This window comes from Promicromonospora sp. NPDC019610 (genome assembly GCF_044389365.1).
Lineage (GTDB): Bacteria > Actinomycetota > Actinomycetes > Actinomycetales > Cellulomonadaceae > Promicromonospora.
Map to the genome: position 1 here is coordinate 837,946 of NZ_JBIRXX010000002.1, position 25,991 is coordinate 863,936.

At 73.4% G+C, this 25,991-nt stretch carries 24 protein-coding genes; 13 read left to right on the plus strand and 11 right to left on the minus strand.

From position 1 onward, the window contains the following. The first annotated feature begins 50 nt into the window (after window positions 1-50). The gene (locus tag ACH45N_RS15420) at window positions 51-563 is read left to right on the plus strand and encodes a Dps family protein (protein ID WP_397395315.1); all 513 of its coding nucleotides are present in this window, start codon (window positions 51-53) and stop codon (window positions 561-563) included. 118 nt (window positions 564-681) lie between these two features. Here the strand turns inward: ACH45N_RS15420 and ACH45N_RS15425 are convergent, their stop codons facing one another. The 3 genes from ACH45N_RS15425 to ectA form a co-directional block, all read right to left on the minus strand. After that, entirely contained in the window at window positions 682-1,080 is a 399-nt protein-coding gene (locus ACH45N_RS15425; protein WP_397395317.1) for an ectoine synthase, read from the minus strand. Then, entirely contained in the window at window positions 1,077-2,492 is a 1,416-nt protein-coding gene (gene ectB / locus ACH45N_RS15430) for a diaminobutyrate--2-oxoglutarate transaminase (RefSeq protein ID WP_397395319.1), read from the minus strand. The genes ACH45N_RS15425 and ectB overlap by 4 nt, the downstream gene beginning before the upstream one ends. A gap of 104 nt (window positions 2,493-2,596) precedes the next feature. Beyond that, window positions 2,597-3,115, minus strand: coding sequence for a diaminobutyrate acetyltransferase (gene ectA, locus ACH45N_RS15435; protein ID WP_397395321.1), 519 nt, complete (start codon window positions 3,113-3,115; stop codon window positions 2,597-2,599). Window positions 3,116-3,246: 131 nt separating this feature from the next. Between ectA and ACH45N_RS15440 the strand changes: the two genes are divergently transcribed. Next, on the plus strand, window positions 3,247-3,879 hold the full coding sequence (locus ACH45N_RS15440) for a GNAT family N-acetyltransferase (RefSeq protein WP_397395323.1): 633 nt from the start codon (window positions 3,247-3,249) through the stop codon (window positions 3,877-3,879). A 110-nt stretch (window positions 3,880-3,989) separates the two neighbouring features. Here the strand turns inward: ACH45N_RS15440 and ACH45N_RS15445 are convergent, their stop codons facing one another. Beyond that, window positions 3,990-4,595 carry a tyrosine-type recombinase/integrase gene (locus ACH45N_RS15445; protein WP_397395325.1) on the minus strand — a complete coding sequence of 202 codons (606 nt, stop codon included), beginning with the start codon at window positions 4,593-4,595 and terminating at the stop codon, window positions 3,990-3,992. Window positions 4,596-4,684: 89 nt separating this feature from the next. Between ACH45N_RS15445 and ACH45N_RS15450 the strand changes: the two genes are divergently transcribed. From ACH45N_RS15450 to ACH45N_RS15475, 6 genes are all read left to right on the plus strand, one after another. Next, on the plus strand, window positions 4,685-5,362 hold the full coding sequence (locus tag ACH45N_RS15450; protein ID WP_397395327.1) for an IMPACT family protein: 678 nt from the start codon (window positions 4,685-4,687) through the stop codon (window positions 5,360-5,362). 94 nt (window positions 5,363-5,456) lie between these two features. After that, on the plus strand, window positions 5,457-6,872 hold the full coding sequence (locus ACH45N_RS15455) for an ABC transporter substrate-binding protein (protein ID WP_397395329.1): 1,416 nt from the start codon (window positions 5,457-5,459) through the stop codon (window positions 6,870-6,872). Then, a complete protein-coding gene (locus ACH45N_RS15460; protein ID WP_397395331.1) occupies window positions 6,869-7,873 on the plus strand; it encodes a carbohydrate ABC transporter permease in 1,005 nt (334 codons plus the stop codon). Before ACH45N_RS15455 ends, ACH45N_RS15460 begins: the two co-directional genes overlap by 4 nt. A 22-nt stretch (window positions 7,874-7,895) precedes the next feature. Beyond that, the gene (locus ACH45N_RS15465; protein ID WP_397395333.1) at window positions 7,896-8,744 is read left to right on the plus strand and encodes a carbohydrate ABC transporter permease; all 849 of its coding nucleotides are present in this window, start codon (window positions 7,896-7,898) and stop codon (window positions 8,742-8,744) included. Next, window positions 8,741-10,225, plus strand: a complete 1,485-nt coding sequence (locus tag ACH45N_RS15470; protein ID WP_397395335.1) for a Gfo/Idh/MocA family protein — start codon at window positions 8,741-8,743, stop codon at window positions 10,223-10,225. The genes ACH45N_RS15465 and ACH45N_RS15470 overlap by 4 nt, the downstream gene beginning before the upstream one ends. Continuing rightward, window positions 10,150-12,747, plus strand: coding sequence for an alpha-N-acetylglucosaminidase TIM-barrel domain-containing protein (locus ACH45N_RS15475; RefSeq protein WP_397395337.1), 2,598 nt, complete (start codon window positions 10,150-10,152; stop codon window positions 12,745-12,747). The genes ACH45N_RS15470 and ACH45N_RS15475 overlap by 76 nt, the downstream gene beginning before the upstream one ends. A gap of 103 nt (window positions 12,748-12,850) precedes the next feature. Here the strand turns inward: ACH45N_RS15475 and ACH45N_RS15480 are convergent, their stop codons facing one another. The 3 genes from ACH45N_RS15480 to ACH45N_RS15490 are packed head-to-tail and all read right to left on the minus strand — an operon-like array spanning window position 12,851 to window position 15,981. Next, window positions 12,851-14,257, minus strand: a complete 1,407-nt coding sequence (locus ACH45N_RS15480; RefSeq protein WP_397395339.1) for a UTP--glucose-1-phosphate uridylyltransferase — start codon at window positions 14,255-14,257, stop codon at window positions 12,851-12,853. Window positions 14,258-14,267: 10 nt separating this feature from the next. Next, window positions 14,268-14,888, minus strand: coding sequence for an L-threonylcarbamoyladenylate synthase (locus ACH45N_RS15485; RefSeq protein WP_397395341.1), 621 nt, complete (start codon window positions 14,886-14,888; stop codon window positions 14,268-14,270). A gap of 10 nt (window positions 14,889-14,898) precedes the next feature. Next, window positions 14,899-15,981 carry a threonine/serine dehydratase gene (locus tag ACH45N_RS15490; protein ID WP_397395343.1) on the minus strand — a complete coding sequence of 361 codons (1,083 nt, stop codon included), beginning with the start codon at window positions 15,979-15,981 and terminating at the stop codon, window positions 14,899-14,901. A gap of 95 nt (window positions 15,982-16,076) precedes the next feature. On the opposite strand from ACH45N_RS15490, the gene ACH45N_RS15495 reads away from it, so the two are divergent. Next, complete coding sequence (locus ACH45N_RS15495) at window positions 16,077-16,997, plus strand: LysR family transcriptional regulator (RefSeq protein ID WP_397395345.1); 921 nt, start codon at window positions 16,077-16,079, stop codon at window positions 16,995-16,997. Between the two features lie 93 nt (window positions 16,998-17,090). Further along, on the plus strand, window positions 17,091-17,549 hold the full coding sequence (locus ACH45N_RS15500; RefSeq protein ID WP_397395347.1) for a hypothetical protein: 459 nt from the start codon (window positions 17,091-17,093) through the stop codon (window positions 17,547-17,549). 50 nt (window positions 17,550-17,599) lie between these two features. Here the strand turns inward: ACH45N_RS15500 and ACH45N_RS15505 are convergent, their stop codons facing one another. After that, window positions 17,600-18,202, minus strand: coding sequence for a DinB family protein (locus ACH45N_RS15505; RefSeq protein WP_397395348.1), 603 nt, complete (start codon window positions 18,200-18,202; stop codon window positions 17,600-17,602). Further along, window positions 18,199-19,113: a class I SAM-dependent methyltransferase gene (locus ACH45N_RS15510; protein WP_397395350.1), complete on the minus strand. Its 915-nt coding sequence runs from the start codon at window positions 19,111-19,113 to the stop codon at window positions 18,199-18,201. Before ACH45N_RS15510 ends, ACH45N_RS15505 begins: the two co-directional genes overlap by 4 nt. Before the next feature lie 250 nt (window positions 19,114-19,363). Here ACH45N_RS15510 and ACH45N_RS15515 point away from each other — a divergent pair, with 250 nt between their 5' ends. Continuing rightward, window positions 19,364-20,350: a hypothetical protein gene (locus tag ACH45N_RS15515; RefSeq protein WP_397395352.1), complete on the plus strand. Its 987-nt coding sequence runs from the start codon at window positions 19,364-19,366 to the stop codon at window positions 20,348-20,350. Between the two features lie 9 nt (window positions 20,351-20,359). On the opposite strand, the gene ACH45N_RS15520 is transcribed toward ACH45N_RS15515, so the two are convergent. Then, window positions 20,360-21,268: a DMT family transporter gene (locus ACH45N_RS15520; RefSeq protein ID WP_397395354.1), complete on the minus strand. Its 909-nt coding sequence runs from the start codon at window positions 21,266-21,268 to the stop codon at window positions 20,360-20,362. Window positions 21,269-21,697: 429 nt separating this feature from the next. Here ACH45N_RS15520 and ACH45N_RS15525 point away from each other — a divergent pair, with 429 nt between their 5' ends. Next, the gene (locus ACH45N_RS15525) at window positions 21,698-23,563 is read left to right on the plus strand and encodes an HNH endonuclease (RefSeq protein WP_397395356.1); all 1,866 of its coding nucleotides are present in this window, start codon (window positions 21,698-21,700) and stop codon (window positions 23,561-23,563) included. Window positions 23,564-23,693: 130 nt separating this feature from the next. Here the strand turns inward: ACH45N_RS15525 and ACH45N_RS15530 are convergent, their stop codons facing one another. Further along, window positions 23,694-24,485: a pyridoxamine 5'-phosphate oxidase family protein gene (locus ACH45N_RS15530; RefSeq protein WP_397395358.1), complete on the minus strand. Its 792-nt coding sequence runs from the start codon at window positions 24,483-24,485 to the stop codon at window positions 23,694-23,696. 133 nt (window positions 24,486-24,618) lie between these two features. On the opposite strand from ACH45N_RS15530, the gene ACH45N_RS15535 reads away from it, so the two are divergent. Next, the gene (locus ACH45N_RS15535; protein ID WP_397395360.1) at window positions 24,619-25,947 is read left to right on the plus strand and encodes a PLP-dependent aminotransferase family protein; all 1,329 of its coding nucleotides are present in this window, start codon (window positions 24,619-24,621) and stop codon (window positions 25,945-25,947) included. Window positions 25,948-25,991 lie beyond the last annotated feature (44 nt).

The following is a 25,991-nucleotide window of genomic DNA, read 5'->3' on the forward strand; positions in this document are numbered from 1 at the left end:
CCGCGTGACGATGGACGCGTCCCATCGTCGGCCGGAACAGGAGACCCCCGATGTCCCCGAAGCTGCCCCGCTACACCGTCCCGTCCCTCACCCCGGAGGAGGGAGCGGAGGTCGCCGAGATCCTCCAGCAGCGACTGCACGCGCTGAACGACCTGCACCTGACCCTCAAGCACGTGCACTGGAACGTGGTGGGGCCGCACTTCATCGGCGTCCACGAGATGCTCGACCCGCAGGTCGACGCCGTCCGCGCCATGGTCGACCAGATCGCCGAACGCATCGCCACCCTCGGCGTCGTCCCCGTCGGCACCCCCGGCGCGCTCGTCGCCTCCCGCACGTGGGACGACTACGCGCTCGGCCGCGCGCCCGCCATCCAGCACCTCGCGGCACTGGACGACGTGTACGCCGGCGTCATCACCGCGCACCGCAACGCCGCGGAGGCCACGGAGAAGCTCGACGACGTCACCAACGACCTGCTCATCGGGCACCTGCACGACCTCGAGCAGTTCCACTGGTTCGTCCGCGCCCACCTGGAGTCGACCTCCGGAGCGCTCACGGAGACGTGAACCAGCACGCCGCGGCCAGCCGACGCGAGCCGCTGCGCCCGAGACGGAGAACGCCCAGGTCACCTCGGTGACCTGGGCGTTGCTCTTCTCCGCGGGGCGGCTTCTCCGCGGGGCGGGGTCAGGCCTGCCGTTCCTCCGTCACCAGCGGGTACACGCCGTCGGCGTCGTGCACCTCACGCCCCGTGACGGGCGGGTTGAACGTGCAGATCAGCCGCAGGTCCGTCGTCGGCCGCATCGTGTGCTTCTCGTTGCCGTCCAGCAGGTACATCGTCCCGTCCGAGATCTGGTGGCGCTCGCCGGTCTCCCGGTTCTCCAGCTCACCGGTGCCGCCCACGCAGTACACGGCCTCGATGTGGTTGGCGTACCACATCTCGGTCTCCGTGCCGGCGTACATCGTGGTCTCGTGGAACGAGAAGCCCACCCCCTCCTTGGCGAGCACCAGGCGGCGGCTCCGCCAGGTCTCGGACCGGACGTCGCGGTCGGTGCCCTCCAGGTCGGCCAGTCGCGTGACGATCACTTGGTGTCCTCTCCTCGGGGGTCGGTTCCGTTCTCGTGTCCGGCTGGTCCCGCACCATCGCGGACAGCGCCATCGCGGACAGCGCTGTCGTGGACGGCCGGTGCGCCCAGCACCTCCGCCGTCGCCGCCGCGATGATGTCCACCCCGGACCGCAGCTCGTCCGGGCCGACGGTCAGCGCGGGCATCGTCTTGAGCACCTCGTCCTCGGGCCCGGACGTCTCCACCAGCAGGCCCCGCTCGTAGGACGCCGCCGCGATCTTGGATGCCGCCGACGGGTCAGGGAACTTGATGCCGGTCAGGAACCCCCGGCCCTTGACGACGGCGCCGTCGTACCCGTCCGCGATCCGGGCCAGGCCGTCGTGCAGCGCGACGGCGCGGGCCCGGACGCCCTCGGCGAAGGTGTCGTTCGCCCAGAACTGGTTGAGCGCCGCGGTGGCCGTGACGAACGAGGTGTTCTGGCCGCGGAACGTACCGTTGTGCTCACCGGGTTCCCACTGGTCCAGCTCGGGGCGGATCAGCGTGAGCGCCATCGACAGCCCGAAGCCCGAGATCGACTTCGACAGGCACACGATGTCGGGCACGATGCCCGACTCCTCGAAGCTGAAGAACTCACCCGTGCGGCCGCAGCCGGCCTGCACGTCGTCCAGGATCAGCAGGATCCCGTGGGCGCGGCACAGCTCGGACAGCGCACGCAGCCACTCGGGCCGCGCCGCGCTGAGTCCCCCCTCTCCCTGCACGGTCTCCACGATGATCGCCGCGGGCTTGTCGACGCCGGAGCCGCTGTCGCCCAGCACCCGTTCGAGCCACAGGAAGTCCTCGGTGGCACCCGAGAAGTAGTCGTCGTACGGGATCTTCGAGCTGTTGGTGAGCGGCAGGCCCGCGCCGTTGCGCTTCATCGAGTTGCCGGTCACCGACAGCGCGCCCAGCGTCATGCCGTGGAACGCGTTGGTGAACGACAGGATGTGCTGCCGGCCGGTCACCTTGCGGGCCAGCTTGAGGGCACTCTCCACCGAGTTGGTGCCGGTCGGGCCGGGGAACATCACCTTGTAGTCCAGGTCGCGGGGCGCCAGGATCCGGTCCCGGAACGTCGTCAGGAACTCCCGTTTGGGCGCCGTGTGCATGTCGAGCGCGTGCACGATCCCACCGCTGCGCAGGTAGTCGACCAGCGCGTCCAGCAGCACCGGGTGGTTGTGCCCGTAGTTCAGGGCGCCCGCTCCGGCGAAGAAGTCGAGATAACTTCGCCCGTCCTCGGCCTGGATCGTGCTGCCGGACGCCGTGGTGAAGGTCGTGGGCCAGCTACGGCAGTAGCTGCGTACCTGGGACTCGAGCTCCTCGAAGATGCTGGTGCTGCTGGTCCTGCTGCTGGTGCTGCTGGTCGACGGGCCGGTGGGCATGGTGGTGTTCGGGCGCATGGCTCCTTCTGCGATCCGGCGCTGCCGGCCGGGTTCGGCTGGGGTCGATCGTGTGTGCTGCTCGGTCGTGCTGGGTCCTGCTGGGGTGTCTGACCGGGACCAGGTCAGGAGAGTGGCCCGATGCGGAACACGAGCTCCGCGTCGTGGCCGTCCGGGAACGCTTCCGTGGGGAAGACGGTCCGCACGTCGACGGGCGCACCCTGGGCCGACGCGAAGGACATGAACAGGGCGATCGACGCCGTGTTGTCCGAGGTGATGGTGGTCTCGACGTGGGTGCACCCGGGATGCTGCCCCGCGAGGTGCGCGAGCATCCGGGACGCCAGCCGCTGTCCGCGGTAGGCGTGGTCCACGGCCACCTGCCAGACCATCAGCGTGGTCGGCTCGTCGGGCCGGAGGTACCCCGTGACGAACCCGGCGGGTTCGCCGTCGACGGTCACGACGACCGACGTCCGGGCGAAGTCACGTGCCCACAGGAGGTACGCGTAGGACGAGTTGAGGTCCAGCGTCTTGCTGTCGCGCGCCAGGCGCCACATCGCTGCTCCGTCATCGACGGTGGGCTCCCTCAGCGCCACCGTGGTCTCGGTCGGATGGATGTGCTTGAGTTCCTCTTCGAGGTTCTGCATGACAAATCGACCGTAACGAACTTGGGCGATAATTGCACATTGCGAACCCATGACGATCCCGTGACCGGCATGTTCTCGCGGCAAACTCGGGGCAACGCCAGCAGCGCGCACCAGCACGCTAGTCTGTCGCGGTGAGCGAGCCCTTCATCCGTCAGTACCACGTCGCCGACCGCGCCGACGTCGCCGACATCTGCGTCCGCACCGCCGCGGCCGGCACCGACGCGCGCGGCGTCTACTCCTCCGACCTGATCATGCCCGACGTCTACGCACTCCCCTACGTGGACCACTCCCCCGACCTCGCCTGGGTCGTCGAGCACGAGGGCCGCGCCGCCGGGTACATCGTCGCCGTCGCCGACACCCGCGCCTTCGCCCAGTGGTGGGCACGCGAGTGGACACCGGGCTTCGTCGAGCGCCACCCCGCACCCGGCCCCGACACCGGGCACCACCCCGGCTACACCGAGGCCCAGCTCCTGCGCGACGGCGCCGACCCCGAGCGCATGGTCCGCGGCCTGCGCCACGGCGAGCTCGAGACCCACCCTGCCCACCTGCACATCGACCTCCTGCCCGTGCTCCAGCGCCGCGGCCTCGGCTCCCAGCTCATCGACACCCTCCGCGCGGCGCTCGCGGAACGGGGCGTACCGGGTGTGCACCTCGGCTACGCCGCCGAGAACACCTCGGCCGCGAAGTTCTACGACCGCTACGGCTTCCAGCCGCTCCCGTCGTCGACCCCGACCGCCCCGCTGGTAGGTATCGCCACCACCTGACGCCCTCCACGCCTCAAAGACCACGCTGAGTGCTGGGTATCTGCGCTCTTTCGTGGGTCAGAGGCGCACATACCCAGCACTCAGCGGTGTTCTGCTCGGCGCGGTTCCGGTCAGCCCTCCTGGGCGGCGTCCGTCCAGGCTCGGCGGACCTGCTCGAAGCGGGTCGGCAGCGGCGGGCGCAGCGCGCCGTAGCGGGCGTTGGTCCGGTGCACGAACCGGCGCCACGACAGCACCAGCCCCTGCCGTGTGATCGGCAGGCCGGACGCGACGGTGGTCCCGTTGTCGTGGGTGTGGTGCACCGTGAGCAGCAGGGCCCGCGGCACCGACCCCTCCAGCTCGGCCGCGAGCTCCTCGCGCACCACCATCCAGTGCTTGAGCAGCACCACGAGGTCGGCCGGCAGCAGGTGCCGGCGCGGCGTGCGGTGCTTGCCGTGCCGCACCAGCACGCTGCCCTCGGTCGCCTTGGCGCGCGCCGGCCCGAGGTCGATGTCCTCGACCCGCACGCGCAGCAGGTCCCCGTACCGGGAGCCCGTCGCCCGCACCAGCCCCGTGATCACCGCCAGGCGCGCCGCCTCCGGCTTGGCCCCGGGCCGCATCGCCTCCGTGGACAGCTCGCGCCACACCCACTCGGCCTCCTCGAGGGTCACCGGCGGGCGCGGGTAGCGGCCGGGCTCCCCGATCGAGGCTGGTGGTGACGTGGCATCGGCACTGGTCATGGGTCTGAATATACGCTTGGCACACTATTAATCAAGGGGAAGCACCGTACGACGCCCGACAACAGCAGCGCGGTGCGTACCCTCTGACGGTGGACCTCCCCGGCACGATCGCCCGCCCCGTCGACCACGAGTTGGTCATCAAGAAGTCCCGGTTCCTGGCCCACCTCGCTCCCGCCCGCAGCGTCGCGGAGGCCGACGCCGTCATCGCGCGCCGCCGCAAGGAGCTCTGGGACGCGCGGCACCACTGCGTCGCCATGGTGCTGGGCACGCGCGCCGACCAGGCCCGCTCCTCCGACGACGGGGAACCCAGCGGCACCGCCGGCGTGCCGATGCTGGAGGTCCTGCGGCACCGCGGCCTCACGGACCTCGTCGCCGTCGTGACGCGGTACTTCGGCGGCGTGAAGCTCGGGGCGGGCGGGCTCGTGCGCGCCTACTCCGGCGCGGTCGCCGCGGCCCTGGACGAGGCCGCCGCGACCGGCGTCCTGCTGCGCCGCGAGCTGCTCCTGGAGACCGAGGTCCCGGTCCCCCACGCCGACGCCGGCCGGATCGACAACATGCTGCGCGACTGGGCGTCCACGCACGGTGCGGTCATGGAACCCCCCGCCTACGACGCCGTCGCGCGGCTGCGCCTGCTCGTGCCGAAGGGCCAGGTCGAAGCCCTGACCGCCGACGTGGCGGCCGCCTCCGCGGGGGCCGTCTCCCCCGTCGTCGGCGACGCCCGTGTCGTGGACGTGCCCGTCCCGGCGTCCCCGGCGCGTCGTCCTTGACTGGTCCCACGACGGGGTGAAGTCTCTGGGGCACCCAGCACGTGCCCGCACGCAAGGCTCGCCCAGCAAGGCCCGCACCGTGGAGGGAACGACCATGCACCGTCGCATCCGCCCGTCCGTCGCCGTCGTCGTCGCACTGACCGCCACCGCCGCGCTGCTCGCCGCGTGCGGCGCGCGCGCCGAGGAGCAGTCCGGGTCCATCACCTTCTGGACGCCGCAGTCCACGCCCGAACGGGTCGCCGCCCAGGAGGCGGTCGCCGAACGGTTCACGCAGGAGACCGGCATCGAGGTCGACGTCGTCCCGCTCGCCGCCGCCGACCAGGACCAGGCCCTGGTGACCGGCGCCGCCTCGGGCGAGGTGCCCGACGTGATCCTCGCCGGGGCCTCGCAGGTCACCTCCTGGCAGTCCCAGGGCCTGCTGGACACCGACGTCGTCCAGGAGACCCTCGACACCCTGGACCCCGCCACGTTCAACGAGAACGCGCTCGGCGCGGTCACCGTGCAGGACGCTGCCACCGGCGAGAGCACGATCGCCGCCGTCCCCAGCGACGGCTGGGTGCACCTCATCGCCTACCGCACCGACCTGCTCCAGGAGGCGGGCGTCGAGGTGCCGACCACGGTCGCCGAGCTCGCGCAGGCCGCCACGACCGTCAAGAAGGAGCTGGACGTCACCGGCATCGCCCTGGGCACGCAGTCCGGCACCGCGTCGGGCACGGAGGGCATCGAGTCGATCTTCCAGTCCGCGGGCTGCCGGCTCGTGTCCGACGGCGAGGTGACCATCGACTCGCCCGAGTGCACCGAGGCCGCCGGGCTCTTCAAGGAGCTGCGCGACTCGTCGGTCGCGGGCGACCACGACGTCGAGTCGGCACGCGCCGCCTACCTCGCGGGCGACGCCGCCATGCTGCTGTTCTCGACCCACATCCTGGACGAGCTCGCGAACCTCGACGAGGCGGTGCCGCCGTCGTGCGAGCAGTGCGCCGACGACCCCGAGTTCCTCGCGAAGAACTCGGGCTTCATCACCGTGCTGGACCCGCCCGCCGGCTCCGGCGCGGGGGCGGACGCCGCGCCCGCCCAGTTCGGCGCCACCCTCGCCTACGCGGTGCCGGCCCACGCGAACGCCGACGCGGCCCGGCAGTACGTCGAGTACGTGCTGGGCGAGGGCTACGCCGACACGCTCGCGGTCGCCACGGAGGGCCGCCTCCCCCTGCGGACCGGCACGCCCGAGAACCCGACCGCGTACCTGGACGCCTGGGGCGGCCTCGGTTTCGGGCCGAAGGTCGAGTCGTCGGTCGCCGAGGTGTACGGCGACGACCTGGTCACCGCCATGGGCGAGGGCATGTCCGCCGTCGCGCGCTGGGGCCAGGGCACACCGGACGCGACGCTCGCCGGCCTCGTCGCCACGCAGGGCACCCTCGCGCAGCAGCTCGACCCGCTGTACCGCGGCACCGACCCCGCCGACGTGACCCGGCAGATGGCCGCCGACGTGACGGCGCTGCAGCAGGACCGGTGACGCCCGGTCGCCCGGCGCCCGACCGCGCCAGGACCGCCCGCCCGTCCCCTGCGCCCCCGCACCGCGCGACGCGCCGGACGGCGACGGGGCGCGCCCGGCGCGAGAACCGCTCCGGGTGGCTGCTCGTCTCGCCGTCCCTGGCGGTCGTCGCCCTGGTCGTGCTCCTGCCGTTCGCGCTGGTGGTGGTGTTCGGCTTCTCGGAGATCCGGCTGGTCGACATCCCGTTCCTCGGCACGGAGCCGATCGAGTGGTCGCTGGACAACTTCCGCCGCGCGGCGGCGTCGCAGGCGTTCTGGGGCGCCCTCGGGACCACGGTCCTGTACGCGGGCCTGACGGCGGCCGGGTCGCTGGCCGTGGGCCTCGTGCTGGCCCTCGCGCTGCGCCGCCCGTTCGCCGGCCGCGGGCTCGTCCGCGCCCTGCTGCTGGTCCCGTACGTGCTGCCCGTCGTCGCCGCCGCGACCATCTGGAAGACGATGCTCAACCCGCAGTACGGCGTCGTGAACGCGTTCGGGCGGGCCTACCTCGGCTGGGACACGCCGGTGGGCTTCCTCAGCACCACCTCCGCCGACGTCTGGGGCATCCCCGTGCCGGTCGCGCTGCTGGTGGTCGTGCTTTTCGACATCTGGAAGTCGGCGCCGCTCGCGTTCCTCTTCCTCACCGCCCGGCTGCAGTCCGTGCCCGGGGAGATCGAGGAGGCCGCGGCGCTCGACGGCGCGAACCGCCGGCAGAACCTGCGCTTCATCCTGCTGCCGCAGCTGCGGGCCGTGGCGCTGCTGCTCCTGCTGCTGCGGTTCATCTGGTCGTTCCAGAGCTTCGACGACGTCTACCTGCTCACCGAGGGCGCCGGGAGCACCCAGGTGATGGCCATCCAGGTCTACACGGAGCTCGTGACCAAGGCCGACATCGGCAGCGCGGCCGCGTTCGGGCTGCTCATGAGCCTGGTCCTGGGCGCGCTGCTGGTCGGGTACGTGGTGCTGTCGCGCCGGACGGAGGAGTCATGAGGCCTGTCCTGAGGGAGAAGTCATGAGCGGAGTCCGCCCCACCCCCGCGGCGCGCGCCGGCCGCGCGGTTGTCGTCGCGGTCGCGCTGCTGTGGTCGCTGGGCCCGGTCGCGTACGGCGTCGTCCTCTCCCTGCGCCCGTACGGGGAGGTGACCCGCGACCCGCTGGGCCTGCCGACCACCCTGGACCTGTCCGCGTTCGGGACGGCGATGCGGGACGAGGCCGACGGCGGGTTCGGGCTGGGCCGGTTCGTGCTCAACTCCCTGGGCGTCGCCCTGGGGACCGTCGTGCTCAGCATCGTGGTCTGCGTGCTCGGCGCCTACGCGGCGGCCCGGCTGCGGTACCGGGGACGGGCCGTCACGAACGGCATCATCCTGGCGGTCTACCTGTTCCCGGGGATCGTGCTCGCGGTGCCGAAGTTCGTGATCCTGTCCCGGCTAGGGCTGACCAGCTCCCTGGTGGGGCTGCTGATCGTCTACGTGGCCGCCACCGTGCCGGTGGCGCTGTACATGATGCGGAACTTCTTCCTGGCGCTGCCCGCCAGCGTCGAGGAGGCCGCGATCATGGACGGCTGCTCGCTCGGCCAGCTCCTGGTCCGGGTGGTGCTGCCGATCGCCGTCCCGGGCGTGGTGGCCACCGCCATCTACGTGTTCATGATCGCCTGGAACGAGTACTTCTACGCGCTGCTGTTCCTGGTGCAGCACCGCGACCTGTGGACGGCGCCGCTCGGCATCGCGCAGCTCGGCGACTTCCAGGTGCCGGTGACGGTCCTGCTGGCCGGGTCCATCGCGGTGACGGTGCCCGTGGTGATCGTGTTCTTCCTCGCCCAGCGGTACATCGTGTCGGGCCTGGTCCAGGGGGCAGAACGATGACGGCGCCGCATCGTCTGCCCGCCCCGCTGCGCCTGGCCGTGCTGGGCGCGGGCGGGCGGGGCGCCGACGCCTACGGCCGGTGGGTACGGGCGCACCCGGACCGGGCCCGGATCGTGGGCGTCGCCGACCCGGCGCCCGCCCGGCTGGACGCCCTGGCGGGCACGACGGCGGCCCGGTACCCCGACTGGCGCGACCTCGTCGCCGACCTCGGCCGTTTGCGCCCCGACGCCGTGCTGATCACGCTGCCGGACGCCCTCCACGTCACCGCGGCCGCCGCGGTGGCGCAGGCCGGCCTGCCGATGCTGCTGGAGAAGCCCGCCGCCCCGACGCTGACCGGGCTGACCGACCTGGCCGAGACGGTGCGCCGGACGGGCGCCCGGATCGCCGTCGGGCACGTGCTGCGGTTCGCACCCTTCTGGAGGGCGGTCCGCGCGATCGTGGCGTCCGGCACGCTGGGCGACCTCGCGACGATCGAGGTGCGGGAGAACATCGGGTACTGGCACTTCGCGCACTCGTTCGTGCGGGGCAACTGGCGCAACGCCGCGGAGTCGAGCCCCATGGTGCTGGCCAAGACCTGCCACGACCTCGACCTCATCCGCTGGCTCGCGGGCGCAGCGCCCCAGGCTGTCTCCAGCGAGGGCTCGTTGCTGCACTTCCGGCCGGAGAACGCGCCTGCCGGCGCGCCCGAACGCTGCACCGACGGCTGCCCCGCGGCGGCGTCCTGCCCGTTCTACGCGCCGCGCTACTACGTGGACGCCCTGCGCGACGTCACGAGCCACCCCGTCGCGATGCTGGGCGACGACCTCTCCCCCGCCGGCCGGCTCGCGGCCCTGCGCCGCGGACCGTACGGGCGCTGCGTCTACCGCTGCGACAACGACGTGGCCGACCACCAGCAGACGCTCCTGCGGTTCGCCTCCGGGCTGACCGCCACGCTCACGGCCAGCGCGTTCACCGCCGAGAACACCCGGCATCTCGCGATCACCGGCACGCGCGGGCAGCTCCACGGGCACCTGGGGTCGGGCGAGATCCGGGTCGACCTGTTCTCGCCGTCGGGCGAGCTGCCGGAGGCGCTGCTCGCCGCCGGGTCGCTGTCAGCCGCTGGGACGCCGCCGGTTGCCGAGACGCCGCCGGTTGCCGGGCCGGACATCGAGGTGGTGTCCTCCGGCGTCGCCGGGCCTCTCGGGCACCCGACCTGGACGCTGGTCGCCCGCGCCGACACCGTGGCCGCGGACCACCGTGGGCACGCGGGCGGCGACGACGGCCTGATGGACGCGTTCTGCCGGGCCGTCGCGGACGGCACCGTGGGCACGGGCGAGCTGTCGTTCGCCACCGCGCTGGACAGTCACCTCATGGCGTTCGCCGCCGAGGAGTCGCGCACCGGGGCCGGTGTGGTGGACTTCCCGGCATGGGCGAGGACGGCGCTGGGTCCGGCGGGTCCAGCAGGTCCGGCGGGTTCAGCAGGTCCGGCGGGTCCGGTATGACGGGCCCGGCGTGGGTCGACGCCGTCCGCGGCGTCGCCGGACGCGCGGGGCTCGAACCCGCACGCGTCGCGGTGGAGCTGCTGTCCGAACGGGGTTCGAGCGCGTCATCGGACGAGGGGCCGGAGCGCGCGGGGCCGAGCGCGGCCGACTTTCGCGCCGAGGGCGGCCGCCTGACGATCCGGGCGACCGACCCCGTCGCGGCGTCGGTGGCACTGGGCCGGTACGTGCGCACACACCTGGGCACGCGGATCACGTGGTCGCGCCCGCAGGTGAGCGACGGACACCTCCCCGACGCCCCGCGCACCGCTGTCTCGTCACCGCACGCCGTGCGGTACTACCTGAACGTGGTCACGTTCGGGTACTCGACCCCGTTCTGGGGCTGGTCCCGCTGGGAACGGGAGATCGACTGGATGGCGCTGCACGGCGTCACGCACCCGCTCATGCTGGTGGCGCACGAGGCGGTGCTCGCCGAGACCTTCCGCCGCGCCGGCCTGCCGGACGCCGGGACCGCCGAGTGGATCGGCGGCGCCGCGCACTTCCCGTGGACCTTCATGGGCGGCATGCACTCGTTCGGCGGCCCGCTGCCCGCCCGGTGGGCAGAACGCCGTGTGGACCTCGCCCGGCGCGTCCTGGCGCGGATGCGCGAGCTGGGCATGACGCCGGTACTGCCCGGGTTCGGCGGGCACGTGCCGCCGGCCCTCGCCGGACAGGTCCCGGGACAGCAGAGTGCAGCACAGGGGCCGCCCGTCGACGAGATCGAGTGGCAGGGCTGGCACATCCCCCTGCTGCACCCCGAGTCCCCGCGGTTCCAGGAGCTGCACGCGACGTTCGCGGCGGTGCAGCGCGAGCTGCTCGGTCCGGGGACGGGCTTCTACGCCGTGGACCCGTACATCGAGTCGGTCCCGCCGTCGGGCGACGTCGGGTACCTGCGCGCCGCGGGACGCGGAATGTACCGCGCCCTCGCGGAGGGCGCCCGGGCCGCTGCGGAACCCGACCCCGTCTGGGTGCTCCAGGGCTGGCCGTTCCACTACAAGGGCGCGTTCTGGACGCCGGACCGCGTGGCTGCGTACCTGCGCGACGTCCCCGTCGACCGGACGCTCGTCCTCGACCTCTGGGGCGAGCACGTGCCGCTGCACGCGGCCCTGCTCGCCGACGGCGGGCCGCTCGCCGGTCGGCCCTGGGTCTGGTGCGCGCTGCACAACTTCGGCGGCCGGCCCGCGCTGTTCGGCGACCTCGCCGGGCTCGTCCGGGACGTGCGCGCCCTGCCCGACGGCGTCGCGCACCTGCGGGGCGTCGGCCTCGCCCCCGAGGCGATCGAGAACAACGAGGTCTTCTACGAGCTCGCGACGGACCTCGCCTGGGACGACGCCCCGCGCTCCCCCGCCGACCTCGACGCCTGGCTGGAGAGCTTCGTGCTGACCCGGTACGGGCTGCCCCGGTCGCCGGGCCTGGCTGAGCCGACAGGCCTGCCCGGGCCGGGTCAGCCCGAGCACTCCGGCTTGGCCGAGGTGTCACACCTGCCCCATCCGGCGGAACCGACTCGACCGCCGGAACCGCAGCTCTTGCCGGAATCGGCCAGATCTCCAGAACCGGCCAGATCTCCAGAACCGGCCAGATCTCCAGAACCGGCCCGGTCGTCGGGGCTGTTCCCTGGCGTGGTGCCGGGACCCGCTGACGTGGCGCTGCGCGCTTGGCACACTATTTATTCGATGCTCTACGGTGCCGGGCGCACCCGATCCGTCCCGACGCCCGTGATCGCCCGACCGTGGAGCGCGGGCCTGCCGTTCCCCGCCCAGCGCAGCGCAGGCGAGGCGATCGCCGGCCCCCGGCCACCGACACCGTCGTCCGACGTGGACGCCGAGAACGACCCCGCGACCGCGGCCGCCCTCCCCCGGTTGGCTGACGCGATCCGGGACCTGGCCGCGGTCCACCGGGCGCTGTCCGGCGGGTCCTCGGACGGCGCCGCGGGCGACAGCATTCCCCGCGGCGACCCAGCCCGCCCCACCGCGCCCGACATCCTGGCCGCCGACATCGCCGAGCTCACCGGGTACGTCCTCGCGCAGGGCACGCGGGCGCACGTGCGCGGCATCCTCGCGGCGGCGCGGGACGGCGACCCCGACGGCGTCCGCGGCCACATGGGACGCCTGCGCGCCGACCTGCTGGTGCTGGACGCCCTGGCCGCCGGACGCCCCGAGACCCGGGTATCGACGTGGATCGACGCGGCCCGCGGCTGGGGCGACACCGCGGCCGAGCGCGACGCGATGGAACGCGAGGCGCGGAGCCTGGTCAGCGTCTGGGGCGGCCAGCACAACGGCCTGCACGACTACTCCGGCCGGCACTGGCACGGTCTGGTCCGTGACCTCTACCTGCCGCGCTGGCAGGCCTGGGCCGACTGGCTCGCCGACGCCGCCGCGACGGGACCCGTGCCGCCGGACGCCGACCCGACAGCCCTGCGCGCACGCATCGTCGCCCTCGAGGAGGCGTGGCGCTCGACGACGTCCGGCGCGGCAGATGATCGGTAAACCGGCGAGCGGTCGGTAGATCGTCAGGTGATCGGCATTCCGAGTTGCCGATCACCTGACCTTCTACCGACCGCCTCACGATCTACCGACCACGCAGCCGGCGTCAGAACCCCTCGGCGCCGATCGTCGCGCCGTCCGGCACCGTGCCGCCCTCGCCCGACAGCTCGGCCTTGCCCTCGGCCCGCACGCCCGACCCGAAGGTCCAGTCGCCGCGGACGGTGAGGGAGTCCGCGTCGCGCAGCGACGGCGCGCCCGCGGCGAACCGGCGCGTGAAGCCGTCGATCAGCTTGTAGTGGGCTTTGTCGAGGTCCACGAGCGGCGCGGGCGCCTGGGCCTCGAGCCGGTAGTCGGCCGTCAACGTGTAGACGTCCGAGCGCAGCACCAGCAGGTCGTTCGTCGTCTTGACCGGCAGGAACCGGGACCGCTCGACCTCGATGGCGGTCGCGCCCTCGAAGACGGCGACGGCGGCGCCCATCGCGGACTCGATCTGGACGACCTCGGGCGACGACGCGTCGGACGGGTCGACCGTCTTGTCGTTGCGGATCAGCGGCAGCTCGAGCACACCGCCGGTGCGCTCCAGCTCGTCCGAGAGCGCCTGGAGGTCGAACCAGAGGTTGTTCGTGTGGAAGAACGGGTGCCGGGTGGCGTCGAGGGACGCGGCGACGTCGTCGGGGTGGGTCTGCGCGGTCTCGCGCTGGACGATGCGGCCGTCGGCCTTGCGGACCACGAGCTGGCCGCCCTTGACGTCGGCGGCGGTCTTGCGGCACAGCTCGGCGGCGTAGGGGGCGCCGGACGCGGCGAACCAGCCGGCGATGGTGGCGTCAGGAGTGGCGCCGAGGTTGTCGGAGTTGGAGACGCACATGTACCGGAAACCCGCGTCCAGGAGGGCGGTGACCACGCCCGAGGCGTGCAGCGCCGGGTAGAGGTCGCCGTGCCCGGGCGGGCACCACTCGAGGTCGGGGTCCTTCTCCCAGGTGACGGGCGTGAGGTCCGAGGCCAGCAGCTTGGGCTCGCGGTTCTGCAGGAAGTCGACGGGCAGGCCGTCCACCGCGATGTCGGCGTACCGCTCCAGGGCGGCGAGCGAGTCGTCGCGGGTGCGGAAGGAGTTCATGAACAGCAGCGGGAGGCGTGCCCCCGTGGCCTGCCGGGCGGCGCGGACCTGACCGACGATGATGTCGAGGAAGGTCAGCAGCTCGCCGTCGCCGTCCGGCGCCTCGCGGACGGGCAGCAGCGACTTGGCCTGGTCCATGCCCATGGACGTGCCGAGACCGCCGTTGAGCTTGAGCATCGCAGTCTGCGCCAGGGCGGCGGCCGCGTCGTCGTCGCTGATGGTGAGCTCGGCCCGGTTCGGGATGTCGACCAGCGGGTCGATGTCGTTCTCGCGGATCAGGCCGGTCTCGCCGGACTCCAGCAGGTGGTAGAAGCGCGTGAACGTCTCGATCGCGGCGGGGGCCACGCCTGCCTGGGTCATCTTGGTGCGGGCCTGCTCGAGCCCGGTGGGGTCGGTCATGACCCCCAGGCTATTCGAAACGGGCGGGGTCGCCGGCACCTTCTCGGACCACCTGTGGATAACCGTCGGACCAGTCGACGACGGTCGTCGGCTCGGTCCCGGCGTCGCCGCCGTCGACCACCGCGTCGAGCACGTGGTCGAGCTCCTCCTTGATGGTCCAGCCGTCGGTCAGGGGCTCGGCGTGGTCCGGCAGGATCAGGGTGGAGGACAGCAGCGGTTCGCCGAGCTCGCGGAGCAGCGCCTGGGTGACGGCGGAGTCGGGGATGCGCACGCCCACGGTCTTCTTCTTGGGGTGCGCCAGCCGGCGCGGCACCTCCGCGGTGGCGGGCAGGATGAACGTGTATGGCCCGGGCGTGGCGGCCTTGATGGCGCGGAACGCGGAGTTGTCCAGCTTGACGAGCTGGCCGAGCTGGGCGAAGTCCGCGCACACCAGCGTGAAGTGGTGCTTGTCGTCGAGCCGGCGGATGCCCCGGATGCGGTCCGCGCCGTCGTGGTACTCCATGCGACAGCCCAGCGCGTACGAGGAGTCGGTCGGGTAGGCGATCAGGGCGTCGTCGCGCAGCATCGCGACCACCTGCGCGACCGCGCGCGGCTGTGGGTCGACGGGGTGGACGTCGAAGTAGCGGGCCATGCGGCCGAGCCTAGTCGGGGGTGGGTGCCTCGGCGCGACCCAGGGCGCGCCGCAGCTCGTCGCCGCTCGCGTTCCCACCAGTGCAGACGACGCCGACGCGGCGGCCCGCGAAGCGCTCCGGGTCGGCGAGGACGGCGGCGAGCGCGGCGGCCCCGGCGCCCTCGGCGACGGTGTGCGCGCCGGTGAGGTAGAGCTGCTGGGCGTCGCTGATCTGCTCGTCGGTGACGAGCACGAAGTCGGCCAGGTGCCGGCGCATCAGCCCCTGGGTGACCTCGAACCCGCAGCCGACGGCGAGCCCCTCGGCACGAGTCGTGTTGGCGCGCTCCAGGAGCGTCCCGGCGTGCCAGGAGTCGTGCGCGGCGGGCGACGCGGAGGACTGCACGCCGATCACCTCGGTGCCGGGCGCGACGGCGGAGGCGACCAGACCCGCCGCGGCGGCGCCGGAACCGCCGCCGACGGGGACCACGAGGACGTCGAGGCCGGGCGCCTGCTGGAACAGCTCGAGGTAGAGGCTGCCGACGCCGGCGATGATCGCGGGCTCGTTCGCGGCGCCCACCAGCCGGGCCCCCGAGGCGGCCGCGAGCGCCGTGGCCTGCGCGCGGGCGTCGTCGAACGTGGCGCCGTGCAGCAGCACGTCGGCGCCCTGGTCGAGGACGGCGCGGAGCTTGACGGGGTTGGGGTCGTCGGGCATGACGATGGTGCAGGCGGTGCCGGTCAGGCGGGCGGCGTAGGCGACACCCTGGGCGTGGTTGCCGGTGGAGTAGGCGACGACGCCGTGGGCGCGTTCGGCGTCGGACATGGACAGCAGGAGGTTGCTGGCGCCGCGGGCCTTGAAGGCTCCGGTGCGCTGCTGGTTCTCGTGCTTGACGACGACGGTGGTGCCGGCCGCCCGGTCGACGTCGGGGTACTGGCCCACCGGGGTGCGGACGACGGTGCCGTCGAGGCGCGACTGCGCGGCCAGCACGTCGGCGATCGAGACGGCGGTGCGGGGGCCATCGGTGCGGGGGCCATCGGTGCGGGGGCCATCGGTGTGGGGGCCGTTGGCGTGGGTGGCCTCGGCGTGGGCGGCGTCTGGGGCGGGCGCGACCATCATGAATCCAGCGTGACCCGCCCATGACCCATAGGTCCAATACTTGTTACTTCGACTTTCGATCGATAGCACCTATCTTTCTGCGCTAGCCTGGGCTCATGACCGCAGAGCTCGACCTCACCCGGCTGCGGGTGCTCGCGGCGGTGGCCCGTACGGGCTCCGTCACGGCCGCGGCGAAGGAGCTGCACTACGCCCAGCCGTCGGTGAGCCACCACCTGTCCCGCCTGGAGGCCGACGCCGGCCTCCCGCTGCTGCAGCGGCACGGCCGCGGCGTCCGCCTCACGGAGGCCGGCCGCCTGCTCGCCAACCGCGCCGAGGAGATCCTGGGGCGTGTCGAGGGCGCGCGCCGCGAGCTCGACGCCCTGGCCGGGCTGCGGGCAGGCCGGGCCCGGCTGGCCGCCTTCCCCTCCGCGCTGGCCACGCTCGTGCCCGACGCCGTCGCCCGGCTGGTGCAGGAGCACCCCGGCCTGTCCGTGGGCCTGGTCGAGCACGAGCCGCCGGACGCCGTGGCCGCGCTGCAGTCCGGCGCGGTCGACGTCGCGCTGGTGTTCGAGCACGTCGACGTGCGGCACGCCCGCTCGATGGACGACCTGTCGCGGTTCGAGTCGACGACCATCCTGGAGGAACCGGTCAACCTCGTGACCGCCGCGGACCTCGACGCCGCGCCAGGGCCCGGCGTCGCCCCCGACCTCAAGGCCCTGGACGACGCCGACTGGATCGCCGGCTGCGAACGCTGCCGCGCGGACATGGTCGCCCGCTGCGCCGCCGTCGGCTTCGCGCCCCGCATCGCGTTCGAGACCGACGACTACGTGGCCGTGCAGGCGCTGGTCGCCGCCGGGGCGGGCGTGAGCCTGCTGCCGGGTCTGACCCTCCTGGCGCACCGGCACCCGGGGATCGCCTCCGCTCCCCTGCCCGGGGCGTTGCGGCGCGTCATGGCGCTCACCGTCGGCCCGCCCGCGCCGCCCGCGGAGGCCCTGATTCGGCAGCTCGTGGCCGTAGGCGCTACCGTCACGCTGTGACGCCGGCCACTCGGCCGAGCCCCACCGTCACGCAGCCACCCGCCTCGCGGCCGTCCGGCTCGCGACCCTCCTGCTGAGGACAGACCCGGCCCGATGCTCCTGCTGTCCACCTTCTTCTACTCGGCCGGTGCCGCCGTCGCCGCGTTCCTGGCCCTGGAGGCCTACCTCGCGGTCGCCGCCGCCGACCAGACGTACCCGAGCGTCGTGCTGGCCGCCGTCGCCGCCGTCGGCCAGATCACCGGCAAGCTGCTCTGGTACTGGGCCGGCGCCGGGACCACGCGCCTGCCGTGGCTGCGCAGCAAGCTGGACTCACCCAAGGTCGCGGCAGCGATGACGCGCTGGCGCGACCGCACCGACGGGCGCCCCGTGTACCTCGGCGTGGTGCTCTTCGCCTCGGCGTTCGCGGGGCTCCCGCCGTTCATGGTCATGTCCGTGGTCGCGGGCGTGCTGCGCGTACGGATGTGGCTGTTCCTGAGCACGGGGCTGGTCGGGCGGTTCCTGCGCTTCTGGATCGTGCTCGAGGCCGCCGACTACGCGTGGTTCCTGTTCTGAGCTCGTCCCTCCGCGTTCGTCCCTCCGCGTTCGTCCTGCTGGCCCCGGCCCTACAGGTCGGTCGCGCCGTCCAGGGCCTCGCGCAGCAGGTCGGCGTGCCCCGCGTGCCGGCTGTACTCCTCGACCATGTGCACCAGGATCCAGCGCAGCGTGACCCGTCCGCCGTGCCCGGCATGGCCGGCCGGGCGCGCGACCTCCTGGTCCAGGCCCTGGCTCTGGCCCACTGCCTCGTCGAGGATCCGCTCGGAGGCGGCGACGGCGCCGTCGAACAGCGCGGTCAGGCGCTCCGGGGAGTCGGTCAGGGCGCTGTTCCAGTCCCAGTCGCGGTCGGCGGACCAGTCGACCGTGTCCCACGGCGGCGCGGGATCGTTCCCCAGGAGCCGCACGGAGAACCAGAAGTCCTCGACGTAGGCCAGGTGCTTGAGCATCCCGGCGAGCGTCATGGTCGACGGCGGGTGCGGTGTGCGGAGCTGCTCCGCCGTCAGGCCCGCGCACTGGCGCCGGATCGTGGCGCGGTAGAAGTCGACGAACGAGCGCAGCATCGTGACCTCGTCGGCGGCCAGGGGCGGGTCGGCCCGGGGGATCTCGCTGGTCCCCGGGCCGGTATCGGCGCTCGTCGCAGGGCTGATCTGCGGGCTCGTCCCTGCGCTCATGGTGCCACCGTACCGATCGCGAGCACGTGCTGGCTCATGTCGGTGACCCCGGGTGTGGTCGTCAGGGCGCGGGCGAGGGTGAGCGCGGCGTCGATCAGCGCGGGCGCCTCCGGGTCGGCGAGCGGCACCCGTTCCAGCGCCCCGCCGGCCGGTCCCTCGACCCCGTGCACGACGACGTCGGACAGCCCCGCCTCGGTCGCCTCCCCCGCGAGCTCCGCGGCGTCGTGGAAGTGCGCCGCGGGAAACGCGATGTCCGACGGCGCCGCGCCGTGCTCCAGGATCGCCTGCCAGGTGGGCGGCCGGAAGCCCTCGTACCCGCCGCCGACCAGCGCCGCGAGCCGTGTGATCCCCGCGGCGACCACCGTGCCGCCGGGCCGGGTCACGCGCACGGCCTCCCGCAGCGCCCGCAGCCGGTCGGCGCGGGACACGAGGTGATAGAGCGGGCCCAGCAGCAGCACGGCGTCGAACGTGTCGTCCGCCAGGGCCAGGCCCGGTGCGGCGAGGTCACGGGCGTCGCCGACGCGCGCCGCGAAGGTGCCGTGCTCCGCGGCCCGCGCGACCTGTTCGGCGACGGGGTCCACGAGCAGCACGTCGAAGCCGTCCGCCGCGAGCGGTGCGGCATGCACGCCGGTGGCACCCCCGACGTCGAGCACCCGCGCGCCCGGGGTCAGGCGCTGCCGCACCAGCTCCTGCGTCCTGCGGTGCTCGAGCGGGCCCTGCGCCGAGCGGGCGGTGAGCCGGGCGTGCTCGTCCCAGCCGGTCAGGCCCGCGTAGTACTCCTGGACCCGCGCGTCGAGTGCGAGCTGATCGCCGCCAGGGGCTCGACTGGCATTCTCCTGGACATTCTCCGGGGCGTACTCCAGGGCGTTCTCCGGGGCGTTCTCGCTGGTATTGCTGTCGGTGCGCTCCATGGCCCGACGCTAGCGATCGCCGGTCGACGAGCGCCAAGTGTTTCCGGGAGGAAAATACTGGGTGATTCGCCCGAGCCGAATCGTTACATATCCAGTACGCCCCTTTTGCTCGGAGTGTGACCGTGGCAACATTCGCAAGGTGCACCTGATCCGAGAATTCGCACCTGACGCCTACGAGTTCGCGCTGTCGTCCTGGTCGTGGATAGGGACAGGTGGCAAGACGCCACGCTTCGCCTCCTGTTTCGGCGACATGTTCCTCGAGTCGCAGGACGGGTGGTGGTTCCTCGACACGGTCGAGGGCACGCTGGAACGCCGCTGGAGCTCGATGGACGACATGTTCGCCGACCTGGAGGGCGAGGACGGGCGCGCCGAGTACCTCCTGGAGGAGACGCTCAACGCGGCGCTCGACCAGGGGATGCGGCTCGGCGACGACGAGGTCTTCGCGTTCCTCCCGCCGCCCGCGGTGACGGGCACGATGTCGGTGGACTCCCTCGCCCCGCTACGGTTCGCCATCGCCGCCAACCTCGCCGGCCGGATCCACGGCGAGCTGAACGGCGTCCAGCCGGACGCGGGGGCGTCGGCGCTGTTCGCGGCGCAGAACCAGTTCGCACACGATCAGTTCGCACACGATCAGTTCGCACAGAACCAGGCGGCGCACAGCCTGGCCGGCGCGACGCCGTCGTTCGACTCGCCGAACCCCCCGGCCGACCTCTGGCAGCCCGCCCCGCAACAGGTGAACACGGGCGCCTACCCGTCTTACCTGCCGGCCGCCGACGCCGGGACGCAGACCGGCGCCCAGCCCGGGTACGGGACGGGGTACCAGCCGACGGGATACCAACCGACGGGATACCAACCGGCGGGTTACCAGCCGGCGGGTTACCAGCCGCAGTACGCGGCGGGTTCCGAGCTGGACTACGGGGCCGGCCAGCAGGCGTACGGCTCGGGCTCCTACCCGGGTGCGCCCGCCGCGCAGTCCGCGCCGCCCGCGTACGCCGCGCCCGCGGGGACGCACGCGGCGGCGCCGGCCCCCGCTCCCGCCGCGCCGGGCGGCTACGGCACCCAGGGCGGCTACAACGAGTACGACTACGAGGACAACGCGCACACGCTCGACTCGGGCCAGTTCAGCCAGTACATCGCGGACCAGTACAACACCGGCCAGATGACCGCGGTCGAGTACGACGCGTCCGCCCCGGCGCAGCGCAAGCCGCGCCAGGACGGACGCTGGTCGTACGCCTGAGCGCGCCGGCTACGCCTCGTCCAGCCCGGCCACCGCGGCCAGGATGAGCACCGAGCCGACGATCCCGGCCGGGCCGAGCCGCTCGCCCAGCACGACCGCGGCCGCGACCGCCGCCGTCACGGGTTCCAGCAGCGTCGCGACCACGGCCGCGCCGCTCCGGGTGGTGCGCAGCCCGGCGTAGAACAGCCCGTACGCGAGGGCCATCGTGAACACGCCGAGGTAGGCCAAGGTGCCGAGCGCGACCGGGTCGCTCGTGACGAACGTCCCGCCCCCGGCCAGCGCGGCCGGGACGAGGCCGACGGCGCCCGCCGTCGTCGCCACCGTGGTCAGCGCGAGCGGGTCGACGCCCGGTGACGCGAGCAGGGTGCCGCCGAGCGCCGTCGTCGCGGCGTAGACCGAGCCCGAGGCGACGGCCAGCAGCAGACCGAGCACCGGGCGGCTGCCGACGGCGTCCGCGCCGGACGCCGCGCTGACGAGCACGAGGCCGGACAGCGCGGCGGCGACGACCAGCCCGAGCCGCAGGCCGGAGCGGGCGCGGACCGTCGCCCGCCGTCGGGCCCGGAGGAGGTCGACCGCGGCGAGGAGGACCGGCGCGAGGCCCAGGCTGACGACCGTGGCGACGGTGACCCCCGCGGTCGCGACGGACCCGAAGTAGAGCGCCTGGTAGGCGCCCGTTCCCAGGCCCACGAGGGACGCGCGCACCGGGTGCGCGCGCACCAGTGCCACGAGCTGCCGCCCCCTGCGCAGCACGAACGACGCCGCGACCAGGGCGAGGGCGGCGATGAGCATGCGGTACGCGCTGACCGTGAGGACGGACATCGACGAGTGGTCGCGCAGGATCTCCAGGGCGAGGCCGCCGGTGCCCCAGAGGACGCCGGCGAGGCAGACGAGCAGCAGCCCGGTTCGAGGTGATGACATGTGTGCTCCTGACCGGGACCGCAGGTCCCGGCGTGTTCCGAGGGGTCCCGTGAGCCGACAGGAGCTCGCACAGGCAGGTACCTGGGGTTCCGTCGGGCTTCCGGGAGGGTGGGGAAACGTCTCGGAGCACGCCGCATGACCGGCCGCTGCGGGCCGGTCGTGGTGCCGCTCCGGTCAGACGACCGGGGGCGGCAGGACGGAGAAGTTCGGAGTCACGATCGGGATGCTAGCAGCGGTTCTCGGGCGTGCAGGGCGTTGTCCACAACTTTGGATCTCGAGATGCGACTCCCAGTCATCGAACATATATTCGATGTGTCAGCAATGCTTGGGAACAATGGGCTGGAGCAGTTGAAGGGACCGGGTGTGGACGAGATCCTGAACGTGAGCGGTGGACCCGTCACGGCTGTCGAACGGTCGTTGCGGAGGCACATGACGACTGGTTCGCACACGCTTCTTCGCGCCGCCACTCCGTGCCTGAGCTGGACCGCGCTGCCGTCGGACGGCAGGGGGCCGGCGCCCGAGGTCGTCGTCACCTGGAACGAGCACGCCGGAACCACACCTCCGACGACGACGGACCCTGCCGGCGAGCAGACCGGCCGGGTGGGTGCTGCCGCGCCCGCTGACCTGCCCGACCTTGCCGCGCTGCCCGTGGGCGCAGATCTGGTGGCCGCGCTGACGAGCATCGAGGTGGCGGACACGGACGACGGGTACCTGGTCGATGTCGCGGCCCGGTGGCAGGACATGATCTCCTGGGCCACCGCGATGCAGTCGCGCGCCACCGGCGAGATCGCCCGACGACGCGGCTGGACCGCCGAGCACAACGCCGCCGCCGCCGAGATCAGCGCCCGCCTGCACATCCCCCAGACCGACGCGAACAAGCTCATGGCCCGCGGCACCGGCCTGGCCGACCACCCCCGGGTCATGAACGCCCTGCGCCAGGGTCACGTCGACACCGTCAAGGCCGACATCCTGCTGCGCGCCGGCAACCCCCTGACCATCGAGGAACGCGACCAGGCCATCACCCTCTACCTCCCCCAGGCCCCCGACCACACCCGGCGCTGGCTGCGCGACACGATGAACCAGTTCGCCACCCGACTGCACGGCACCACCGAAGTCGCCAAGCACGCCACCACCCGCCGCGCCGTGTTCCTGGACCCCGCCGACAACGCCATGGCCTGGCTCAGCGCCCACCTGCCGGCCACTGACGCGGCCGCCGTGTGGGACGCCGTCGAACAGACCGCCCACACGTTGCGCCGCACGCCTGGCAACACCCGCACCCTGGCCCAGGCCCGCGCCGACGCTCTCGTCGCCCTGACCACAGGCCGCATCATCGTTCCCCCACACCCCGAATGCACCCCCGCCAGCGGGACCGGGGCCAGCACCGGCGCCGCACCAGGCACGGGCACCCTGCGCAGCGGCGCCACGCCGGACACGGGCGCGCAGACCATGCCGCGCACCACGGTGCCCGCTACCGGGTGCACCTGCGGAGGCTGCGCCTGCGGCGGAACCGCGATCCGGGTCATCACGGTCAGGCCCCAGGTCCGCGTCACCGTCCCGGCCACCATGCTCCTCGGCCTGGACGACACCCCCGGCCACCTGCACGGGTACGGACCCATCCCCGCCGACCAGGCTGCACGCATCGCGACGGACGCGACCTGGCAACGCCTGCTCACCGACCCGGTCACCGGCATCCTGACCGACTACTCCACCACCACCTACCAGCCTGGTAAGACCCTGCGGCACGCGGTCATCGCGCGGGACCAGACCTGCTGCTTCCCCCAGTGCGACCGATCGGCGCGCTGGACAGACCTCGACCACATCCAGGCCTTCGACCACCAGCTCGACTTGGCGAGCCAATCACCCGAGGCACCCGGACAGACCCGCGCCACCAACCTGCAACCGCTGTGCCGCGGCCACCATCTGGCGAAGACGCACCACGGCTGGGACGTCAGCCGCGACCCCGACACCGGCATCACCACATGGACGGCACCCACCGGCCACACCTACACCCGACCACCCACCCAGACCGGCCCGGTCACCACGGATCACACGGGCGCCACCCACGACGCGGACGTCGCCGACAGCACCACCACCGCTCACCGCACCGACCTGGCTGACCCCGGGGACACAGACACCGACGACAGCGAGATCACGAGCCTCGCTGAGGACATGCGCCAGCTCCTCGGACGGCGAGCCCTGGGCGGCCGAACAGGCGCCCGGTCCATCACTGACGCTCACGGGACACCCGGAACGGCCGGAGCGCGCCGGCCTGATCCTGGGGAGCCGCCTTTCTGATCAGGCAGGTCACCGAGCAGAGCGACGGGCACAGAACGACGGGACCCGCCGCGGACCGCACACCCGGCCATGCGACCGGATGATTGAACGGCCGGAACCGATCCCGCCCGTCAGCGCCCACCGTCCCCGCTCAGCTCAGCTCAGCGGCGCGGCGTAGCACGAGCTCCGGCACCGGGTCGGCGACATAGTCCTCGGTCACGGGCGCCGAAGCGGTCCGGCGGACCGGCACGACGCCGGCCCAGCCGTCGAGCTCCAGGTCGCCCGGTTCGAGCGTTGCCCCGCCCGCGCGCTGCTTCATCGAGGCCTCGGCCAGCGGCAGGGCGATCACGACGGTCGCCGCGAGCTCCTTGCGGGTTGCGGGTCGCAGCGTCGCGGCGCGCCCCGGCACCATGTGGTCCACGATCAGGTCGAGCGCCCGGCGCCGCTCCCCCGGGTCGGTCACCCGGCGGGGCCGCCCGATCACCACCGCCGACCGGTAGTTCATCGAGTGGTGGAAGCCGGTCCGGGCCAGGACCAGGCCGTCCAGCTCCGTGACCGTGACGCACACGTCCTGCTCCAGCGCCGGGGCGAGCCAGCCGGCCGCGACGGAGCCGTGCAGGTACAGGCTTCCGCCGGCGTCCGGTCCGGCGGGGTCGACCGCGAAGGCGGTGGGCAGCACCACCGGGTGCGCCCCGGCCACGACCCCCAGGTGTGCGATCAGTGCGTCGGAGAGCAGCGCCATGAGCCGGTCCCGCTCATCGACCTGCCGGTTGCGGCCGCGGGTCGGCGTGGTCCGGTCCGTGGGTGACAGCGGGGCTGAGGGCTGGGCGGGGGGCGATTGGTCGGACGCGGCCGGGTCCGGCGCGGGCAGGTCGGACGTGTTCCGAGTGAGCTGCGGGCGACCAGGTGCGGCGGGTCCCGGCGTGAGCTGCTGTGTCGTCATACGGTTAGCCTCTCCCCGGAGTGGCTTACCGACACGGGCCATTTCTCTCCTACTTGAACAAGCCACTCCTGTCATGGACAAACCGCCGGACCCCCACTCGCCTACCACCACGCTCCGACCCGAAAGCCGCACCATGCTCCCCGTCCGCCTCGACCGCACCCGCGCCGAGCCCCTCCCCGCCCAGCTCGCCGCGGCCGTCCGCGCCCTCGTGACCGACGGGACGCTCAGCACCGGCGACCGGCTGCCCTCCAGCCGCGCCCTGGCGGCCGACCTGGGTGTGGCGCGCGCCGTCGTCGAGCAGGCGTACGACCAGCTCCTGGCCGAGGCGTGGGTCTCCACGAGGCGCGGCGCCGGCACGTTCGTCGCCTCCGGGGAGACCCTCCCGGCGCAGCCGCGGCCGAACCGGCCCGCCACCCGGGCGACCGCGTACACGCACCTGGACGCGGGCACGCCCTGGATCGACCCGCGCCGGCTCGCGGGCTGGCGCCGGGCCTGGCGGGAGGTCTCCGCGACGACGCCGCCGCGCGGCTACCCCGACCCGGGCGGGCTCCCGGAGCTGCGCGAGGCCCTCGCCGAGCGCCTCGCCCGCACCCGCGGCCTGACCGTGGGACCCGACGAGATCCTGCTGACGAGCGGCTCCACGGACGCCCTCCGCCAGCTCCTGGGGGCGCTCGGGCCGGGCGACGTGCTGGTCGAGGACCCGGGGTACCGGGCCGCCGTGGAGACGATCCGGACGGCGGGGCGCGGCGTCGTCGACCATCCGGCGCTGGAGCCCGTCACCGACCTGGCCGGTTGCGCCGCCGCGTACGTGACGCCCGCGCACCAGCACCCGCTGGGCCGGGTCATGCCTGCCGCCGACCGGCTCGCGCTGCTGGCGGCGGCCCGCGCCGCGGGTGCCGTGGTGGTCGAGGACGACTACGACTCCGAGTTCCGGTACGACGTCGCCCCCGTGCCCGCCCTGGCGGCCCTCGACCGGTCGTGCGTGGCCTACGTCGGGACGGCGTCGAAGTCGGTCAGCCCCGGCCTGCGGCTGGGCTGGCTGGTCGCGCCGCCGGAGGCCCACGAGCGCCTTCTCGAACGCCGCGCGATCACCCACGACACCCCGCCCTGGCCCAACCAGCGCGCCCTGCTGACGCTGCTGCGCGACGGCTGGGTCGACAAGGTGGTGCGCACCGCGCGCCGCGTCTACGCCGACCGCGCACCCCGGGTCGCCGCCGCGATGGCACCGCACGCCGAGCTCGCCGGGCCGCTGGCCGGGATGTACTCGACGTGGCTGACCGGACCGGAGGCGGCCGCCGCTGCGCGGGCGTCGGCCCGCGCCGCGGGGTTCGAGGTGCGACCCCTGGAGCTGTACTGCCGGACGGCCGACCTGACGGGCCTGGTGCTCGGCTTCGGCGGCGTGACCGACGCCGAGCTCGACCAGGCCCTGGCCGCGATCACCGCGGGCCTGCGCGGCCACTGACGCGGCCCGGCCCGGCCAGGCCGCGTCAGCGAGACCAGCTCAGA

Coding starts and splice junctions, on each gene's coding strand:
- ACH45N_RS15420 (WP_397395315.1), top strand. CDS start 51: ATGTCCCCGAAGCTGCCCCGCTACACCGTCCCGTCCCTCACCCCGGAG.
- ectB (WP_397395319.1), bottom strand. CDS start 2,492: ATGCGCCCGAACACCACCATGCCCACCGGCCCGTCGACCAGCAGCACC.
- ectA (WP_397395321.1), bottom strand. CDS start 3,115: ATGCAGAACCTCGAAGAGGAACTCAAGCACATCCATCCGACCGAGACC.
- ACH45N_RS15445 (WP_397395325.1), bottom strand. CDS start 4,595: ATGACCAGTGCCGATGCCACGTCACCACCAGCCTCGATCGGGGAGCCC.
- ACH45N_RS15455 (WP_397395329.1), top strand. CDS start 5,457: ATGCACCGTCGCATCCGCCCGTCCGTCGCCGTCGTCGTCGCACTGACC.
- ACH45N_RS15465 (WP_397395333.1), top strand. CDS start 7,896: ATGAGCGGAGTCCGCCCCACCCCCGCGGCGCGCGCCGGCCGCGCGGTT.
- ACH45N_RS15470 (WP_397395335.1), top strand. CDS start 8,741: ATGACGGCGCCGCATCGTCTGCCCGCCCCGCTGCGCCTGGCCGTGCTG.
- ACH45N_RS15475 (WP_397395337.1), top strand. CDS start 10,150: ATGGGCGAGGACGGCGCTGGGTCCGGCGGGTCCAGCAGGTCCGGCGGG.
- ACH45N_RS15480 (WP_397395339.1), bottom strand. CDS start 14,257: ATGACCGACCCCACCGGGCTCGAGCAGGCCCGCACCAAGATGACCCAG.
- ACH45N_RS15485 (WP_397395341.1), bottom strand. CDS start 14,888: ATGGCCCGCTACTTCGACGTCCACCCCGTCGACCCACAGCCGCGCGCG.
- ACH45N_RS15490 (WP_397395343.1), bottom strand. CDS start 15,981: ATGATGGTCGCGCCCGCCCCAGACGCCGCCCACGCCGAGGCCACCCAC.
- ACH45N_RS15495 (WP_397395345.1), top strand. CDS start 16,077: ATGACCGCAGAGCTCGACCTCACCCGGCTGCGGGTGCTCGCGGCGGTG.
- ACH45N_RS15500 (WP_397395347.1), top strand. CDS start 17,091: ATGCTCCTGCTGTCCACCTTCTTCTACTCGGCCGGTGCCGCCGTCGCC.
- ACH45N_RS15505 (WP_397395348.1), bottom strand. CDS start 18,202: ATGAGCGCAGGGACGAGCCCGCAGATCAGCCCTGCGACGAGCGCCGAT.
- ACH45N_RS15510 (WP_397395350.1), bottom strand. CDS start 19,113: ATGGAGCGCACCGACAGCAATACCAGCGAGAACGCCCCGGAGAACGCC.
- ACH45N_RS15515 (WP_397395352.1), top strand. CDS start 19,364: ATGTTCCTCGAGTCGCAGGACGGGTGGTGGTTCCTCGACACGGTCGAG.
- ACH45N_RS15520 (WP_397395354.1), bottom strand. CDS start 21,268: ATGTCATCACCTCGAACCGGGCTGCTGCTCGTCTGCCTCGCCGGCGTC.
- ACH45N_RS15525 (WP_397395356.1), top strand. CDS start 21,698: ATGACGACTGGTTCGCACACGCTTCTTCGCGCCGCCACTCCGTGCCTG.
- ACH45N_RS15530 (WP_397395358.1), bottom strand. CDS start 24,485: ATGACGACACAGCAGCTCACGCCGGGACCCGCCGCACCTGGTCGCCCG.
- ACH45N_RS15535 (WP_397395360.1), top strand. CDS start 24,619: ATGCTCCCCGTCCGCCTCGACCGCACCCGCGCCGAGCCCCTCCCCGCC.